The 14,596-nt window shown below is 57.2% G+C and carries 17 protein-coding genes; 10 read left to right on the top strand and 7 right to left on the bottom strand.

The annotated features are described in order from the left end of the window. The first annotated feature begins 17 nt into the window (after window positions 1-17). Together AC3WTM_RS23875 and AC3WTM_RS23870 are read left to right on the top strand one after the other, a co-directional pair. Window positions 18-743: an MBL fold metallo-hydrolase gene (locus AC3WTM_RS23875; RefSeq protein ID WP_102671243.1), complete on the top strand. Its 726-nt coding sequence runs from the start codon at window positions 18-20 to the stop codon at window positions 741-743. 70 nt (window positions 744-813) lie between these two features. Next, entirely contained in the window at window positions 814-1,065 is a 252-nt protein-coding gene (locus AC3WTM_RS23870) for a phosphopantetheine-containing protein (RefSeq protein ID WP_102671244.1), read from the top strand. A gap of 87 nt (window positions 1,066-1,152) precedes the next feature. Here AC3WTM_RS23870 and AC3WTM_RS23865 read toward each other — a convergent pair whose 3' ends face one another. Then, window positions 1,153-1,281, bottom strand: a complete 129-nt coding sequence (locus tag AC3WTM_RS23865) for a PA1414 family protein (protein WP_007972508.1) — start codon at window positions 1,279-1,281, stop codon at window positions 1,153-1,155. A 135-nt stretch (window positions 1,282-1,416) separates the two neighbouring features. Next, complete coding sequence (gene ptrR, locus AC3WTM_RS23860; protein WP_057715962.1) at window positions 1,417-2,310, bottom strand: putrescine utilization regulator PtrR; 894 nt, start codon at window positions 2,308-2,310, stop codon at window positions 1,417-1,419. A 104-nt stretch (window positions 2,311-2,414) separates the two neighbouring features. Between ptrR and AC3WTM_RS23855 the strand changes: the two genes are divergently transcribed. After that, window positions 2,415-3,596 carry an MFS transporter gene (locus tag AC3WTM_RS23855; RefSeq protein WP_102671245.1) on the top strand — a complete coding sequence of 394 codons (1,182 nt, stop codon included), beginning with the start codon at window positions 2,415-2,417 and terminating at the stop codon, window positions 3,594-3,596. Here AC3WTM_RS23855 and AC3WTM_RS23850 read toward each other — a convergent pair. Both AC3WTM_RS23850 and AC3WTM_RS23845 read right to left on the bottom strand, forming a co-directional pair. After that, entirely contained in the window at window positions 3,541-4,473 is a 933-nt protein-coding gene (locus AC3WTM_RS23850; RefSeq protein ID WP_102671246.1) for a DMT family transporter, read from the bottom strand. The two genes, AC3WTM_RS23855 and AC3WTM_RS23850, sit on opposite strands and share 56 nt — an antisense overlap. Before the next feature lie 196 nt (window positions 4,474-4,669). Then, a complete protein-coding gene (locus tag AC3WTM_RS23845) occupies window positions 4,670-5,506 on the bottom strand; it encodes a CvfB family protein (protein WP_102671247.1) in 837 nt (278 codons plus the stop codon). 350 nt (window positions 5,507-5,856) lie between these two features. Between AC3WTM_RS23845 and AC3WTM_RS23840 the strand changes: the two genes are divergently transcribed. From AC3WTM_RS23840 to AC3WTM_RS23830, 3 genes are all read left to right on the top strand, one after another. Then, entirely contained in the window at window positions 5,857-6,045 is a 189-nt protein-coding gene (locus AC3WTM_RS23840; RefSeq protein WP_015096330.1) for a PFL_1563 family small protein, read from the top strand. A gap of 208 nt (window positions 6,046-6,253) precedes the next feature. Further along, window positions 6,254-6,976: a TorF family putative porin gene (locus AC3WTM_RS23835; protein WP_102671248.1), complete on the top strand. Its 723-nt coding sequence runs from the start codon at window positions 6,254-6,256 to the stop codon at window positions 6,974-6,976. A gap of 77 nt (window positions 6,977-7,053) precedes the next feature. Next, a complete protein-coding gene (locus AC3WTM_RS23830; protein ID WP_102671249.1) occupies window positions 7,054-7,923 on the top strand; it encodes a DUF6279 family lipoprotein in 870 nt (289 codons plus the stop codon). Window positions 7,924-7,956: 33 nt separating this feature from the next. Here AC3WTM_RS23830 and AC3WTM_RS23825 read toward each other — a convergent pair whose 3' ends face one another. Further along, a complete protein-coding gene (locus AC3WTM_RS23825) occupies window positions 7,957-8,349 on the bottom strand; it encodes a transcriptional regulator (RefSeq protein WP_090453744.1) in 393 nt (130 codons plus the stop codon). A gap of 194 nt (window positions 8,350-8,543) precedes the next feature. Here AC3WTM_RS23825 and AC3WTM_RS23820 point away from each other — a divergent pair, with 194 nt between their 5' ends. The 3 genes from AC3WTM_RS23820 to AC3WTM_RS23810 all read left to right on the top strand — a co-directional run bounded on the left by AC3WTM_RS23820 (window position 8,544) and on the right by AC3WTM_RS23810 (window position 10,752). Further along, window positions 8,544-9,278, top strand: a complete 735-nt coding sequence (locus AC3WTM_RS23820) for a DUF899 domain-containing protein (protein ID WP_090453742.1) — start codon at window positions 8,544-8,546, stop codon at window positions 9,276-9,278. 265 nt (window positions 9,279-9,543) lie between these two features. Then, window positions 9,544-10,299 (top strand): class I SAM-dependent methyltransferase, encoded by a 756-nt coding sequence (locus tag AC3WTM_RS23815; protein ID WP_158247453.1) that lies wholly within the window; start codon window positions 9,544-9,546, stop codon window positions 10,297-10,299. Window positions 10,300-10,476: 177 nt separating this feature from the next. Then, window positions 10,477-10,752 carry a hypothetical protein gene (locus AC3WTM_RS23810; RefSeq protein WP_102671250.1) on the top strand — a complete coding sequence of 92 codons (276 nt, stop codon included), beginning with the start codon at window positions 10,477-10,479 and terminating at the stop codon, window positions 10,750-10,752. Between the two features lie 62 nt (window positions 10,753-10,814). Here the strand turns inward: AC3WTM_RS23810 and AC3WTM_RS23805 are convergent, their stop codons facing one another. Both AC3WTM_RS23805 and AC3WTM_RS23800 read right to left on the bottom strand, forming a co-directional pair. Further along, window positions 10,815-12,155, bottom strand: a complete 1,341-nt coding sequence (locus AC3WTM_RS23805; RefSeq protein WP_007972492.1) for a DEAD/DEAH box helicase — start codon at window positions 12,153-12,155, stop codon at window positions 10,815-10,817. 349 nt (window positions 12,156-12,504) lie between these two features. Beyond that, complete coding sequence (locus tag AC3WTM_RS23800; RefSeq protein WP_102671251.1) at window positions 12,505-13,023, bottom strand: hypothetical protein; 519 nt, start codon at window positions 13,021-13,023, stop codon at window positions 12,505-12,507. 239 nt (window positions 13,024-13,262) lie between these two features. On the opposite strand from AC3WTM_RS23800, the gene AC3WTM_RS23795 reads away from it, so the two are divergent. Further along, on the top strand, window positions 13,263-14,561 hold the full coding sequence (locus AC3WTM_RS23795) for a mechanosensitive ion channel family protein (RefSeq protein ID WP_102671252.1): 1,299 nt from the start codon (window positions 13,263-13,265) through the stop codon (window positions 14,559-14,561). Window positions 14,562-14,596 lie beyond the last annotated feature (35 nt).

Below are 14,596 nucleotides of genomic sequence, written 5' to 3'. Positions count from 1 at the left end.
GCCTGGAGAAAACGTTCATGAAGATTGTTTCTCGTGACCAGTGGTTCGAGGTGAAATCGCTCAGCGACGGCATCCGCCTGATCCACGAGCCGTACATCCGGCCTTTCTACCGCTGCAACCTCTGGTACATCCAGGGCCGTGACAAAGACCTGCTGCTCGACAGCGGTTCAGGCTTGGTCAGTCTGCGCGAGCAACTGCCGTGGATCACCGAACGGCCGCTGGTGGCTGTTGCCAGCCACTGCCATTTCGATCACATCGCCGGTCATCACGAATTCGCTGAACGGCTGGTGCATCCGGCCGAGGCGGACATTCTCGCGGCACCCGATGGCAACAACGACCTGAGCAAAGCCTTTGTCGGCGACGACATGTTCGAGGCGCACCCGGATTGCCCGCTGTGCTACGCCGAATACCGGGTCAAGGCCGCACCGGCCACGGGGTTTGTCGAAGATGGCGATGTGCTGGACCTGGGCAATCGGGTGTTGCAGGTCGTGCACACACCGGGACACTCGCCCGGTGGCATCTGCCTGTACGAAGCCGCCACAGAGACCTTGTTCAGCGGCGACATCATCTACGACGGCCCGCTAATCGAAGACGCCTACCACTCCAATCTCGATGACTACGCCTGCAGCCTGCAACGTTTGCACACGCTATCGATCCGCACGGTGCATGGCGGGCACTTCGGCAGTTTTTCCGGGGAGCATTTGCGTAGCATGATCGACCAATGGCTGCGCTCACACGGCTAAAGCCTGCTGTACTCAACGGCAGGAACTGCACCGGCAGGGAGAGCTGAACCCACTTCCTCGAAGAACGATCATGAAAGAAGCTGCCCTTCGTGCTGTCGTACATCGCTACATCAGCCGCCTGCTGGAAGGCCGGGATGACTTCGACGACAACGTCAGTCTGGCGCAGTTGGGATTGGATAAAAATGATATCGAAGAACTGATCTTCCATCTGGAAGATGAACTGGGTGTCACGGCGTTTACCGTGGAAGAAGACCGGATGCTCAAGACCGCCAGGACGGCGAATGATTTGAGCAGGTTCTTGCTGGAGATCGGGCGGTACTAAGTCTGGTAATCAAACGTACACGAAGCGGCAAGGGAGCTTGCTCCCTCGCCACGGGAAAACCTTTCACCTGTCAGATGTTATCTGCCATTACCGGCGCCGCTGCTGGCGCCGACGTTGTTCGTCGTCAGTACGAACAGGCACGGGTTGCAGAGGCGGCTCGATCAAACCGAGAGCAACGCCCAAGTCATGCAGCCAGTTTTGGATTTTCTCTTTCATGGTGCCCCCTTCAGGGTAGTGCCGAGCGGCCAAAGTACTGTAGCCCCTTCGTACAGATAATAGTCCGAAGTCCTACGCAATGCTCGCGCAAAGTCACAATGATCTGTTACTGAATCCATCAAAATCAGCCTGCGTTCAGGCAATGTCCTGCGCCCGCACATGTGCCGGTGGAAAAACCACCTGTTGCTGCTCGATCCAGGCATTCAGATTGGCCCCGACCATGCCCTTGCGCCACATCAGCCAGGTGGTAGCACTGGCGAACGGTTCGGCCAAAGGATGTACGGCCACACTCTCACGGCCCGGCAGACTGGCGAGCATCGACTCCGACATCAGCGCCACACCGGAACCGGCAATCACACACGCCAGCATTCCCGGATAGGACTCGATCTCCATCGCCCGGCCCATGGCCGCATGATCATGGGCGAACCAGGCTTCCAGGCGCATGCGGTAGGAGCAGCCCTGGCGAAAGGTGAACACCGAGCGACCTTGCACGTCCAGCGCACTGCGCACGGGCGGATGGTCGGCCTCGCTGATCAGCACCAGGCGCTCGTCGCACAAGGGCACCCCGTCGAGTCCGGCCAGTTCCAGCGGGCCATCCACCAGCGCCGCATCGAGTCGACCGGTGAGCAGTCCTTCGAGCAGTTCACCGCTGGGGCCGGATTGTACTTGCAGGTTCACCGCCGGATACAAACGGTGGTAATGCGCCAATAGCCCCGGAAGGTGAATTGCCGCCGTGCTGTACATGGTGCCGAGCACGAAGTCTCCCGCCGGTTGCCCGCCCTGCACTGCCGCACTGGCTTCGTCGCGCAAGGCAAACAGCCTGGCGGTGTAGTCCAGCAGGACTTTTCCCGCAGGCGACAACTGCAAGCGCTGACGTTCGCGCAGGAACAGTTCGACACCCAATTGCTCTTCCAGCTGTTTGAGCCGGGTCGACAGGTTCGACGGCACTCGATGTAGCCGTTCGGCGGCACGGGTTATGGATCCTTCCTCTGCCACCGCCTGGAAGATGCGCAATTGGCTGAACTCCACGACACTCTCCAAAAAAGAACAAGTTACTCACTATTATTCATTTTTAAAGAAAGTCAATCAGTCCTAGCCTGATGGTCATTGATCCTCCAGACGGACTCCAGACCATGTCTCCCCTGATCCGCTTATCCGCCAGCTTCGTTGCCCTGATGATGGCCATGGGCATCGGCCGTTTTGCCCTGACACCACAGCTGCCGCACCTGCTCAGCGAAGGCCAGATCGACCTGACTGCCGCCGGGCTGATTGCCGCCGCCAACTACCTCGGTTATTTCATCGGCGCAGTGGATGCCATGTTTTCCCGGCGTCCGCCACAAGTGCGCCGACGCTTGTTCGGCGGATTGTGGCTGTGCGTGCTGCTGACCCTGGCGTCGTTCTGGGCCAATGGTTTCTGGTCGCACCTGTTGCTGCGCTTCGGCACCGGCGTGGCCAGCGCCTGGGTGTTGGTGATGATTACCGCCCTGAGCCAACCCCTCGCGGCAGCGGCTGGTCGTCCTCGGCTCGGAGCCTTGGTCTTCGCCGGACCCGGTTTGGGGATTTTTCTGACAGGTCTGTTGGCCCTGGGCTCGAATCTGCTGGGCCAGACTTCTGCCACCTTGTGGCTGGTGTACGCCGCCACGGGGCTGGCGATGCTGCTGGGGATCCTGCCGATCCTGCCACAACCGAGTGTCACCGCGACTGCTGCACCCAGCGCCAGCGCCTCGGGCAATCACGGCATCGCTCGCCTGGGCTGGATCTATGCCTTGTACGGATTGGGCTACATCATCCCGGCGACCTTTTTGTCGCAAATAGCCAACGCGCAATTCCATGGCCAATGGCAGGCTGACCTGTTCTGGCCATGCTTTGGTCTTGCCGCTGCCATGGGGGTGGTGCTGGTGAGTCTGCGTCGGCAAAAACCTGGTGCCACGGGTCACTGGCTGATGGCGACGTTATGGCTGCAAGCCGCTGGCGTGTTCGCCTGCTTGCTGGGCAACGGTCCAGGCCTGGCGCTGGGTGTAATCCTGTGCGGTACGCCGTTCCTGGCCTGTATGCAACTGGTGATGCAACGCTCCCGGGAGCTGGCGCCTCACGCGACCCAACGCAATGCCGGTCTGTTGACAGCTTGCTTTGCCGTGGGCCAGCTCAGCGGGCCATTGCTGGCGGCGCTAAGTAGTCATTTCAGTGGCGGTTTACAGCCGGCACTGGTGGTCGCCGGCTGCGGCTTATTGATCGCCGGCGGTCTATTGCTCGCGCCGGTCAATGCTGCCCGAGGGCTTTGCGCAAACGACGGCGCAACCACTGCTCGGCGCTGACAAAAGTGATACCCGCCAATACCAGAACGGCACCGATGACGAAGTTCAGACTCAGTTCCTCGCCGAGCAGTACCACACCGAAGGTGACGCCGAACAACGGCGTCATGAACGAAAACACCGCAAGGTTGGCCGCCAGGTAACGGCGCAGCAGCCAGAACCAGACCAGGTAACTGAAGAACGACACGACCACGCCCTGAAACAGCACACTGGCCACCGCCACATGGGTCAGGCTGACATGGGTGATCTGGCCGCTGAGCAGCGCAATCAACAACAAGCCGAAGAAGCCGACAATCAGCTGATAGAACAGCGTCAGGGTCACTGGCGCTTCCGACAGGCGCGAGGCGCGTACCACCACCGTGGTCGCGCCCCAGGCGGCACCCGCCAGCACACCCAAGGCATCGCCCATCAACATGCGGTAATCAAGGTTGTCCCAGGACACCCCACCGGCAAACGCGATGGCAATCCCGATAAATGCCAGGACAATCCCCAGCCATTGCAAGGGTCGCAATCGCTCACTGGGCAGCAACCAGTGCACCCCTAATGCGGTGAAGATCGGAGCGGTGTAGAGGAACACCGACATGTGCGCCGCCGTGGTCAGTTGCAGGCCTTCGGAAATGAAGAAGAACTCCAGGCCAAACAAGGCACCGGCCAACAGACCGCCACGCCAGGTTGTACCCACCTGGTTCCAGCCGCCCTTCCAGCAGATCAGCAGCCCGACCAGCAACGCCGACATACCGGAACGTCCGGCCGCCTGCATCACCGGCGCGATATCAGCCGCCGCCCACTTGATCATCACCTGCTGCACGCCCCAGATCAGGCACAACCCGACCATCACTTGCAGGGCAAACCCGTCGGCGCTGCGCCGGGTGGCGATCACCGGAACACCTCGAAGACACAATCCATGGCAAAGACTCGGCAGAAAAAAAGCAAAGCCCCGGCCTTCTAGTTGAAAAGAAAACACCAGGGCGAAGAATCATGTTGTCGATTATTAACCAGAAGGCCGGAAAATGCCGCCCGCCAGAGACCTCTACTGCTCTGCTTGCGCCATCCCGGCCCTCTGTCTTGTCAGTGCATCAACTGAGTTCGATGCGATCGGCATGAATGACAATCTGGCCATTCTTGTACAACGCACCGATGGCCTTCTTGAAGTTGCCCTTGCTGACACCGAACAGACTGCTGATCAACGCCGGATCGCTCTTGTCGCTCACCGCCAGGGTGCCGTTGTTTTCGCGCAACTTGGCGAGGATCTTCGAGTTCAGGCTGGTGGCCGCGTCCTGCCCGACCGGTTGCAGGCTCAGGCTGATCTTGCCGTCGGCGCGCACTTCCTTGATGAAGCCCTTTTCTTCTTTACCGGCGCGCATGAACTTGAAGATTTCGTTCTTGTGGATCAGGCCCCAATGCTTGTTGTTGATGATGGCCTTGAAGCCCATGTCCGTGGCTTCGGCCACCAGCAGATCCACTTCCTGGCCCGCGGTGTAGTTGGCCGGGGTCTTGTCCAGGTAGCGGTCCAGGCGCGCGGTCGCGGTGATGCGACGGGTGTGCTTGTCGAGATAGACGTGCACCACCACATACTCGCCCGCCGTCATCTGGCGCTTCTCTTCGGAGAACGGCAGCAACAGGTCTTTCGGCAACCCCCAGTCCAGGAATACGCCGATGCTGTTGACTTCAACAACTTTCAAACTGGCGAACTCACCGACTTGAACTTTCGGCTTTTCAGTAGTTGCGATGAGCTTGTCATCACTGTCCAGATAAATAAAAACGTTGAGCCAGTCTTCATCTTCGGTAGGAATATCTTTTGGAATATAACGATTAGGCAGAAGGATTTCGCCATCCGCGCCACCGTCCAGATATAAACCGAAGTTAGTGTGTTTAACCACTTGCAAACTGTTGTAACGCCCGACTAAAGCCATGTCCAATACCCTCATTGCGTGGGCGGCATTCTACCCGGTTTTAAGCGCCGCGTTCGGCAGCCGGCCCGGTGGCGCGAGAAAATCGCCCTGAAGACCTTAATTTTCCCGGATTTTCATCGCACCTCGTCCGCTCGTCAGGCCGTTCCGGGCATTTACGCCATGCCCAGGCAAGCGTGACGCGGTATTTTTCAAGGCAATGTTATTATTTAAAACAGCGGCTTAGGTGCATATTTCGAATATTGGCCGGGGACTAAATACCCGACCTCACGAATATGTCGAGGGGATATTTGCCAAGCAATTATCAGGCAATTCCTGTACGATGCCTGGCCAAGTTAATTTTCTACAGGTTAATGGCCGCCATGCGCGTAAAAGCATCCACCAGCAAAGCAAAGCCAGCTCCAGCCGTCGAAACCAGCGAATCGATCAACAGCCAGATCGCTGCGTTCCTCAAGTCCGGCGGTGAAATCCAGCAAATTGCCAAAGGCGTCAGCGGCCAGACGTTCGGTCCGTCCAAGCAGATCACCCTGGGCAAAAAGTAATCCCCTCGCGTCACCTGGTCCCAAAGCGCTTTGAGCCTCGAAGCGCTTGGACTGGAACCCTCGTTACTCCTGCTGCCCCCCCCCTCAAATCCCGTAGAAATCGACGAACGGCCTTCATTGCCGATCATTCGCCGGTATCCTTGCACACGTCTGGATCAAGCGTTTCAGCGGGTTCACCAGCCTGCCCTCGCAGTTCATGGAGTGACGCATGCTCAAATCTTTCTACCTTTCGGCATTGCTCGGCAGCCTGCTGGCATGCTCCGTAGCACAGGCACAAATCTTTCAGCGTGAGCTGGGGGGCTTCGACCTCAAGCTTGGCACCACCCCCACCCGCAGCATGGCCCAGGGCCTGGTCAAACCCTCGGCCGTCGGCTCGTTTCACGGTGGCCTGGACCTGAGCCACGACAGCGGTTTCTACGTGGGCCAATGGTCGCCCAGCATGGGCATCAGCCCGGGGAAAGACCTCGAGATCGACTCCTATATGGGTTTTAAACACCCCTTCGACCAAACCCTCGGCTACGAAGTGGGCCTGATCCGCTACAGCTACCCCGAAGTCACGACTCCTGACAGCCAGGAACTGTTCGGCGGCCTGACCTTGCTCGGCAGCCGTTTCGGCATCGCCTTCAGCAATGACCCGGACAAACAGAACAACACCCTGTTCGCTGACTTGAGCGGCAATCAACCGTTCGGTGTCGGCATCAGCCTGAAATACACCGCCCACCAATTCAATACGCCAGTGGTGGTGGATGGTGGGTATGTAGGCAGTTTTACCGATTGGTCGCTGAAATTGTCCCGCCCGTTCATGGGCATCGACCTTGACCTGATTTACAGTGACTCCAACCTGAGCGGCAGCAGTTGCTCGGCCTATGCCGGGCACAACAGCCAGTGCGACGGGCTGGTGACGCTCAAGGCCGAACACGCGTTCTATTGATCGGCTGAACTGCCGGGCGCCTCCCGGGATCACATGAGAATCAGACCCCGAAGACTGGCTTTCGCAAGGAATCGCCCATGTCCCGCTGGTTCAAACATATCGCCGTTGTGTTGACCGTTACCCTTGCCCTCGGCGCGTGCAGCCGCGTGGGCCTGGCCTACCGCAATCTCGATGTGATCATCCCCTGGACGCTCAGCGACTACCTGGACATGAACGGCGACCAGAAAATCTGGCTGGACGAGCGCCTGAAGGAACACCTGAGCTGGCACTGCACCACCCAACTACCCAGCTATCTCGACTGGCTGGGCCGCCTGCAAACCATGGTCGCTACCAACCAGGTCACCGATGCCGCCTTACAGGCCCGCGCCAACGAAGCCGAACAGGCGATCGCCGAGACCGCGCGAGAAATCACTCCGTCGGCCATCGAGTTACTGCAAAGGCTGGATGACAAACAAGTCGCCGAAATAAACGACGCCTTCGCCAAGGACCGGCGCAAACGCCAGGAGGAATACCTCAAACCCTCCCTCGACCAGCAGATCAAGGAGCGCGGCGCGCGCATGGAGAAGCGCCTGAATGCCTGGCTCGGACCACTGAGCACCACCCAGCAACAGCGTGTAGCCACATGGTCCAGCGCCTTGGGCGAGCAGTACACCCAGTGGCTTGCCAACCGGGTCCATTGGCAGAAGCAGTTCAGCGCAGCCGTTGCCCAACGCCAGAGTCCACAATTTCCACAACGAATCGAAACACTTTTGGTCAATCGTGAGAAGTTGTGGACACCTGCCTATCGACAGGCCTTTACCAACACCGAAGCCCAGGCGCGTTCACTGTTCGTGGATCTGATGGCTGAAAGCACGCCAAACCAGCGCGCACGGTTGCTGAAGAAAATTGAAGGTGTGAGGAAGGACTTCAACGACTTGAAGTGCCTGAAAGCAGCGAAACAAGACTGACTGCAATACAGGTCGCATGTGGGATCCAAAAAATCAGGCAATCTGCGCTTTCGACGCTACCTCATCAAACGTCATCTCATCCAGCGCATCTTCTTGCTCGTCCAGCACCTGCCGCGGGTGATCATTGCCGGGAATACTGCTGTCGATCAGGCTCAACAAACGCGAACCCCGCGCCGTCAGAATGTAATTGGTGCCCGTGCCACCTTCGTCTTCAGGTCGCGGCGCGATATAGCCACGCGCCAACAGTAACTTTTCGTACTCTCCAGCCACCGTTTTCAAGTGATCAAGATTTTCAATCGGCTCGCCTTCCGCGGCCTTCTGCGCGGCATGCTGTTCGGCGTAAGGCCGCGGCGTGAAGCTGTGGCCCGCGCTGTTTTGCACTTCATGCAGCAAGCGCTCAATCAAGTCCCAGTTGTAAGTCGTCATCCTGATTCAACCTCCGGTGTCCGTTCGATTGATGCCCGTGCAATTGAACGGGCCTTACAGGTTGTGACCGGTACGCCCGGCCACCGTTCAGCCGGGCGTTTGCAGACGACCGACCGGCGGCATGTCGAAATCCATGCAAGCTAAACGACTAGGCTGTGTAAGTCACCTCCCCGCCCCACGCAGGAGAAAACAACATGAACATTCAGAACCATCCCGTCGTATCGCGGGAAGAATGGGTCGCCGCCCGCAAAGAGCACCTGGCCCACGAAAAAGCCTTCACCAGGGAAAGGGACAGACTCAGTGCCGAACGCCGCGCCCTGCCCTGGGTGAAAATCGACAAGGACTACCACTTCCAGGGACCCGACGGCGAACTGAAACTGGCGGACCTGTTCGGGGGGCGCAGCCAGTTGGTCATCTACCACTTCATGTTCGCCGAGGGCTGGGATGAGGGCTGCCCCGGTTGCTCGTACCTGAGCGATCACATCGACGGCGCCAACCAGCACCTGGCCCACCACGACGTGGCCGTGGTAGCGGTTTCCCACGCACCGTTCGCCGAATTCCAGGCGTTCAAACGGCGCATGGGCTGGAAGTTCGACTGGGTATCGTCCGAAGGCTGCGATTTCAACTACGACTTTGGCGTCACCGCCCGAGCCGAAGACGTCGCCGCCGGAAAGGCTACATACAACTACGAAAAAACCGACGGTGCCGAGGAGGAACTCCCCGGTCTCAGTGTGTTTTATCGCAATGACGCCGGAGAAATTTTCCATACCTACTCCACCTATGCCCGAGGCCTGGACATGCTGGTCGGCGCCTACAACTACCTGGATCTGACGCCCAAGGGTCGCAACGAGGAGGAAATCATGGAGTGGGTGCGGCATCACGACCGGTACGAAGAACAGGCGACCCCCAGTTGCTGCCATGGGGGGTAGCCTTGAAACGGAATCGAGGCTCTCGTCGGAGCGCCGCCCGGAGCCGGCTCGCGCCCAGATTGGACTTGTGCTCGCCACAGTCCCCCCTGTGGGAGTGAGCCCGCTCGCGAAGAGCGCCCGACCCACCCGAAAATAAATAGCGCTCAACCGAAGAAATGACCGGAGAACTGTCATTTTTTTAAGCTACGCTCAAGGCTGTCCGACTGTTACAGCACTAAAACAATAATTGGAGAGAATTGTGTCAGGACGACAAGACCAGAATAAAGTGACTGACGAAAGCTATTGGGACAGTGTGTGGTCCCCTGCACAGTCCTCGCTGTCCACCTTGAGCGGTTCAGACTTCTACTACGGGAAAAATGGCCTCTTCGCCAGGTTGATTCATGAGAGGCTTGGCTCGATCAAGGGCTCTCGTATTCTGGAACTGGGAGGTGGCGGCGAAAACAAACGCCTCTTGTCCATGAAAAAATGGATGGACGCAGACGTCACCGCTCTCGATTTCTCCGATGAAGGTCTGAAAGTCGTCAAGGAGCTCTTTGATATCAATCAATGCTCAGGCCACTTCCTCAACGCAGACATATGCAACTGGATACCCGATCAGCAATACGACACCGTCGTTCACTGGGGTGTCCTGGAACATTTCATTGATCCAAGGCCTATGCTTGAGAAGTCATTTTCCGCCTTGAAAAATAACGGCAGGTTACTTTTTTCGATGCCGAACATGGAAGCTGTTGGCGCACAACTGTGGAAAAACTGGTGCCCTGAAAACTGGTCAAAACACGTATTCCACTCCAAAGAACTCATCGAAAAAACATTACATGAGATCGGCTTCTCAACAATTGGAAGCTTCCATTACGGTGTGCCTTTCTTGAAAGGTGCTGAGTGGGAGATTGCTGCAATGGGCCAGCGCCCCATCGATCTGTTACAGAAAGTCTGCAGTGCCTCGGCTCGTGTAGTGCCGATTTTTCATAAATATGGAAATAAGCATATTTCAATGGAAAGAGGATTCATTGCGGTCAAGTGATCGAGGCTTGAGTAAACGGGATCGACTCTCTCACCGTTTAGTCGAGTGCAGAAAACCGGACATTGTCCGGTTTTTTGTTGGGTACCCTATACGGGATACATCCGCCACCTCGGCTGAACTTTTCTTGCCGTTGTCCCCTCAACCGGATATCTGCCGTTACCGGAACAGAGGACACTTATGAAAATCCTGAGCAAGCTGACCCTCGCCATCACCCTCGCTTGCGCCCTGCCCGCCTGGGCCTGCACCCTCGAGGAAGCCACCGCCAAACGCGAACAACTGGCCCGGGAAGTGGCCAGGCTCACCGAGCAGAACCCGACCAAGGCCAAGGAGATCAACGACGAGTTGCAGAAAATGGACCTGGGCACTGCCGCCAAGGACCTGCCGGACAAGTGTCAGTTAATCGATCAGCGCTTGAAGGAGTTGGACTCGGCAGAAAAGAAAACCGAGAGTTGATAATCATCAGACATAAAAAACCCGGACACTGTCCGGGTTTTTTATGGGTCGCTTGCAACGACTTACTCAGCCGCCGGCGCTTCCGGCTTGCGGCGCTTGAGCGGGGCCATGCCGTCCTTGCTGACCAGGGAATCGCTCTTCGGCCGGTTCGCGCTCTTGCGCTTGGTCGGTGTCTTGGCGGCAGTTTTCTTCTTGTCACCCTTGGCGTCGGTCTTTTTCTTCTTCACGCCGACGGCCTTGCCCGAGGCCTTGACCTTTTTCGGTCCGCCGTAGGTGCCTTTGACTTCCTTGATGGTGCGGCGCTCGAAGCTCTGCTTGAGGTAGCGTTCGATGCTCGACATCAGGTTCCAGTCGCCATGGCAGATCAGCGAGATGGCCAGGCCATCGTTACCGGCGCGACCAGTACGACCGATACGGTGCACGTATTCGTCGCCGCTGCGCGGCATGTCGAAGTTGATCACCAGGTCCAGGCCATCTACGTCCAGACCGCGAGCGGCGACGTCGGTAGCCACGAGGATTTTCACGCCGCCCTGCTTAAGGCGGTCGATCGCCAGTTTGCGATCCTTCTGGTCTTTCTCGCCGTGCAGCACGAACGCTTTGTATTCCTGCGCCACCAGGCGGCCGTAGATACGGTCGGCCATGGCCCGGGTGTTGGTGAAGACGATGGCCTTCTGGTAGGTCTCGTTGGCCAGCAGCCAGTTGACGATCTGTTCTTTGTGCTGGTTGTGGTCAGCGGTGATGATTTGCTGGCGGGTGGTGTCGTTCAGTTGGCTGACCGCATTGAGCTGCAAGTGCTCAGGGTTGTTCAGGACCTTGGCGATCATCTCGCGCAGGCCCGAACCACCGGTGGTGGCAGAGAACAGCATGGTCTGCTGACGGTTGGTGCACTCGTCCACCAGACGCTGAACGTCTTCGGCGAAGCCCATGTCGAGCATGCGGTCGGCTTCGTCGAGCACCAGTACTTCAACTTCTTTCAAGTCGAGGTTGCCGGCGTTCAACTGCTCGATCATCCGGCCCGGCGTACCGATCAGGATGTCCGGCACCTTGCGCAGCATCGCGGCCTGGACCTTGAAGTCTTCGCCGCCGGTGATCAGGCCGGACTTGATGAAGGTGAACTGCGAGAAGCGTTCAACTTCTTTCAAGGTCTGCTGGGCCAGTTCGCGGGTCGGCAGCAGGATCAGGGTCTTGATGCTGACGCGGATTTTCGCCGGGCCGATCAGACGGTTGAGGATGGGCAAAACGAATGCAGCGGTTTTACCGCTACCGGTTTGCGCCGTCACCCGCAGGTCACGCCCTTGGAGCGCCAGCGGAATGGCCGCGGCTTGCACAGGCGTTGGCTCGACAAATTTCAGCTCGGCCACGGCTTTGAGCAGGCGTTCGTGCAGGGCGAATTGGGAAAACACGGGTGCTACCTCGAAGAAATGCGAAAAAACAGCTGCATAGGGTAACGGTTTCGAGCGCTCAGGCCGAGTTTCTTTGTGAAAATGTTGCCGCCATGGAGCGTAATCCTTCGTAAATCACGTGTCGAAGCTGAAATCACAAAGGTTTTCAGTGATTATCAATAGGAAAAATTTGCCATTGGGTAAGGATGAAATCCACGGGCAACCATCAAATCAGCTGCTAACACTTCTCAACTAGGAAGATTTTGGCCGCTGACAAAAAATGAGGCACTCATTCAAAAAGGGGACTGCGGGTACACCCCCCTTTTTTCGAGCAAAAAATAATGCGATTATTAGCCAGCTTAAAATCGATTTATATCGCCCACTTTAAATTATCGATGAACAACGGATCAAGGTGATCATAGCCACCGAATGCAACATATTCAATTCCCCGTTCACTGCTCAGCGATACATCTTTCGGACTAAGAGGATCACCGTTTGACGGTAAAAGAATAAGGTCACTACGGGGACCATCTTTCTCTTGATAATAATAGTGGCATAGAAAACCTACCGTCTTAACATTAGCATAGGAAAAGCTGACGCTTGACACAGGATCTTTGAAATGAAAGAACACAATCCCCCCGCTTACAGCGAGACATTTTTTACCCCAGCTTGGTTCCTGAACATTGTGGTCCCATGTAAAAAATCCACGGCCATTCCCTTCTTTTAGTGCGCGCGCAGTAAGTCCATTGCCCAAATCATAACTTTCACCTGGGTTAAGGCGAAGTTCCCTTTCAAACTCCTCCCTTCCATCCCTGAAGGGTGTCTTAGCAGCGTTAGTAGTTTCAGGCACTACAAGTGTCATTGGTATAATTTTATATGCCGCTTCCATATCAACACTCCTTATGTAAAAACACAGTGGCGAATGCCAATCTGCAGATCACATTAAAAGGGTCTTACTTTTGCACTGTCTACTGTCATATTTGACAGGTTCGACGAACGGACGTGATTTCCTTTCCTAAATTTTTGTGTCGCACAAGTGCACACATGGCTCCATTGGCTATGTCTGCGCGCTGTTGTTTTCATGCTCTAATCGCTCTATCGCGACCTACAGAAGAATCGTTTTTGCACATGGATATCAAACAGCTCTGGCTCAACGCAAAAGACCTTTGGGGCACTCTCGACCAGCATCCGCTCCTGCATGCCAGCCTGGCGCTGATGGTGTTGATGATCATTGCGCTGGTCCTCGGACGAGTGGCGCGCTACTTGATCCTGCACGCCAGCAGAATGCTCGGCCGTCAACCCGCACTGCACTGGGTCAACGACTTGCGCCACAACAAGGTGTTCCAGCGCCTGGCGCAAATGACACCGTCACTGGTGATCCAGTTCGGCCTGCACCTGGTGCCGGAGCTGAGTAAAACCGCGATGGTGTTCCTAGGCAACGTCGCGCTGGCGTTCACCATCCTGTTTCTGCTGCTGGCGGTCAGCGCCCTGCTCAATGCCCTGCTGGATATCTACGCCCGCACCGAACACGCCCGCACCCGTTCGATCAAGGGCTATGTGCAACTGGCGAATTTGGTGTTGTACGTGTTTGGCGCGATCATCATCGTCGCTACGCTGATCGACCGCTCGCCGCTGTTGCTGCTGTCGGGCCTGGGTGCCATGTCGGCGGTGATTCTGTTGGTCTACAAGGACACGCTGCTATCGTTCGTCGCCAGCGTGCAGTTGACCAGCAATGACATGCTGCGGGTCGGCGACTGGATCGAGATGCCCCAGGTGGGCGCCGACGGCGATGTGGTGGACATCACCTTGCACACGGTCAAGGTGCAGAACTTCGACAAGACCATCGTCTCGATCCCGACCTGGCGCCTGATGTCCGAGTCGTTCAAGAACTGGCGCGGCATGCAGGCTTCCGGCGGCCGCCGGATCAAGCGCAGCCTGTTCATCGATACCAGCGGCGTACGCTTTCTGCGTGACGACGAGGAGTTGAAACTGTCCCAGGTGCACTTGCTCACCGACTACATGACCCGCAAACAGGCCGAACTCAAGGCCTGGAACGAAGCCCAGGGCAACGTCGCGGCCATGTCCGCCAACCGCCGGCGGATGACCAATATCGGCACGTTCCGCGCCTATGCGCTGGCCTACCTGAAGAGTCACCCGGAGATCCAGCCGAACATGACCTGCATGGTGCGCCAGATGCAGACCACGGCCCAGGGTATTCCGCTGGAAATCTATTGCTTCACCCGCACCACGGCGTGGGCCGACTACGAGCGGATTCAGGGGGATATTTTCGACTACCTGCTGGCGGTGCTGCCGGAGTTTGGCTTGAGCCTGTATCAGCAGCCGAGTGGTACGGATTTGCGGGCCGGGCTGCTGCCGGCAGTGCTGGGTGCAAGTCACATTCCCGAAGTCGAAAAAAGCGTGATGTAACACTACAAAAAAACTGTAGGAGCGAGCTTGCTCGC

The organism is Pseudomonas sp. EU05-FHT14B02 (genome assembly GCF_058791055.1).
Note: the sequence above shows the minus strand (reverse complement) of the source record. Positions and strands in the feature narration are given on the sequence as shown.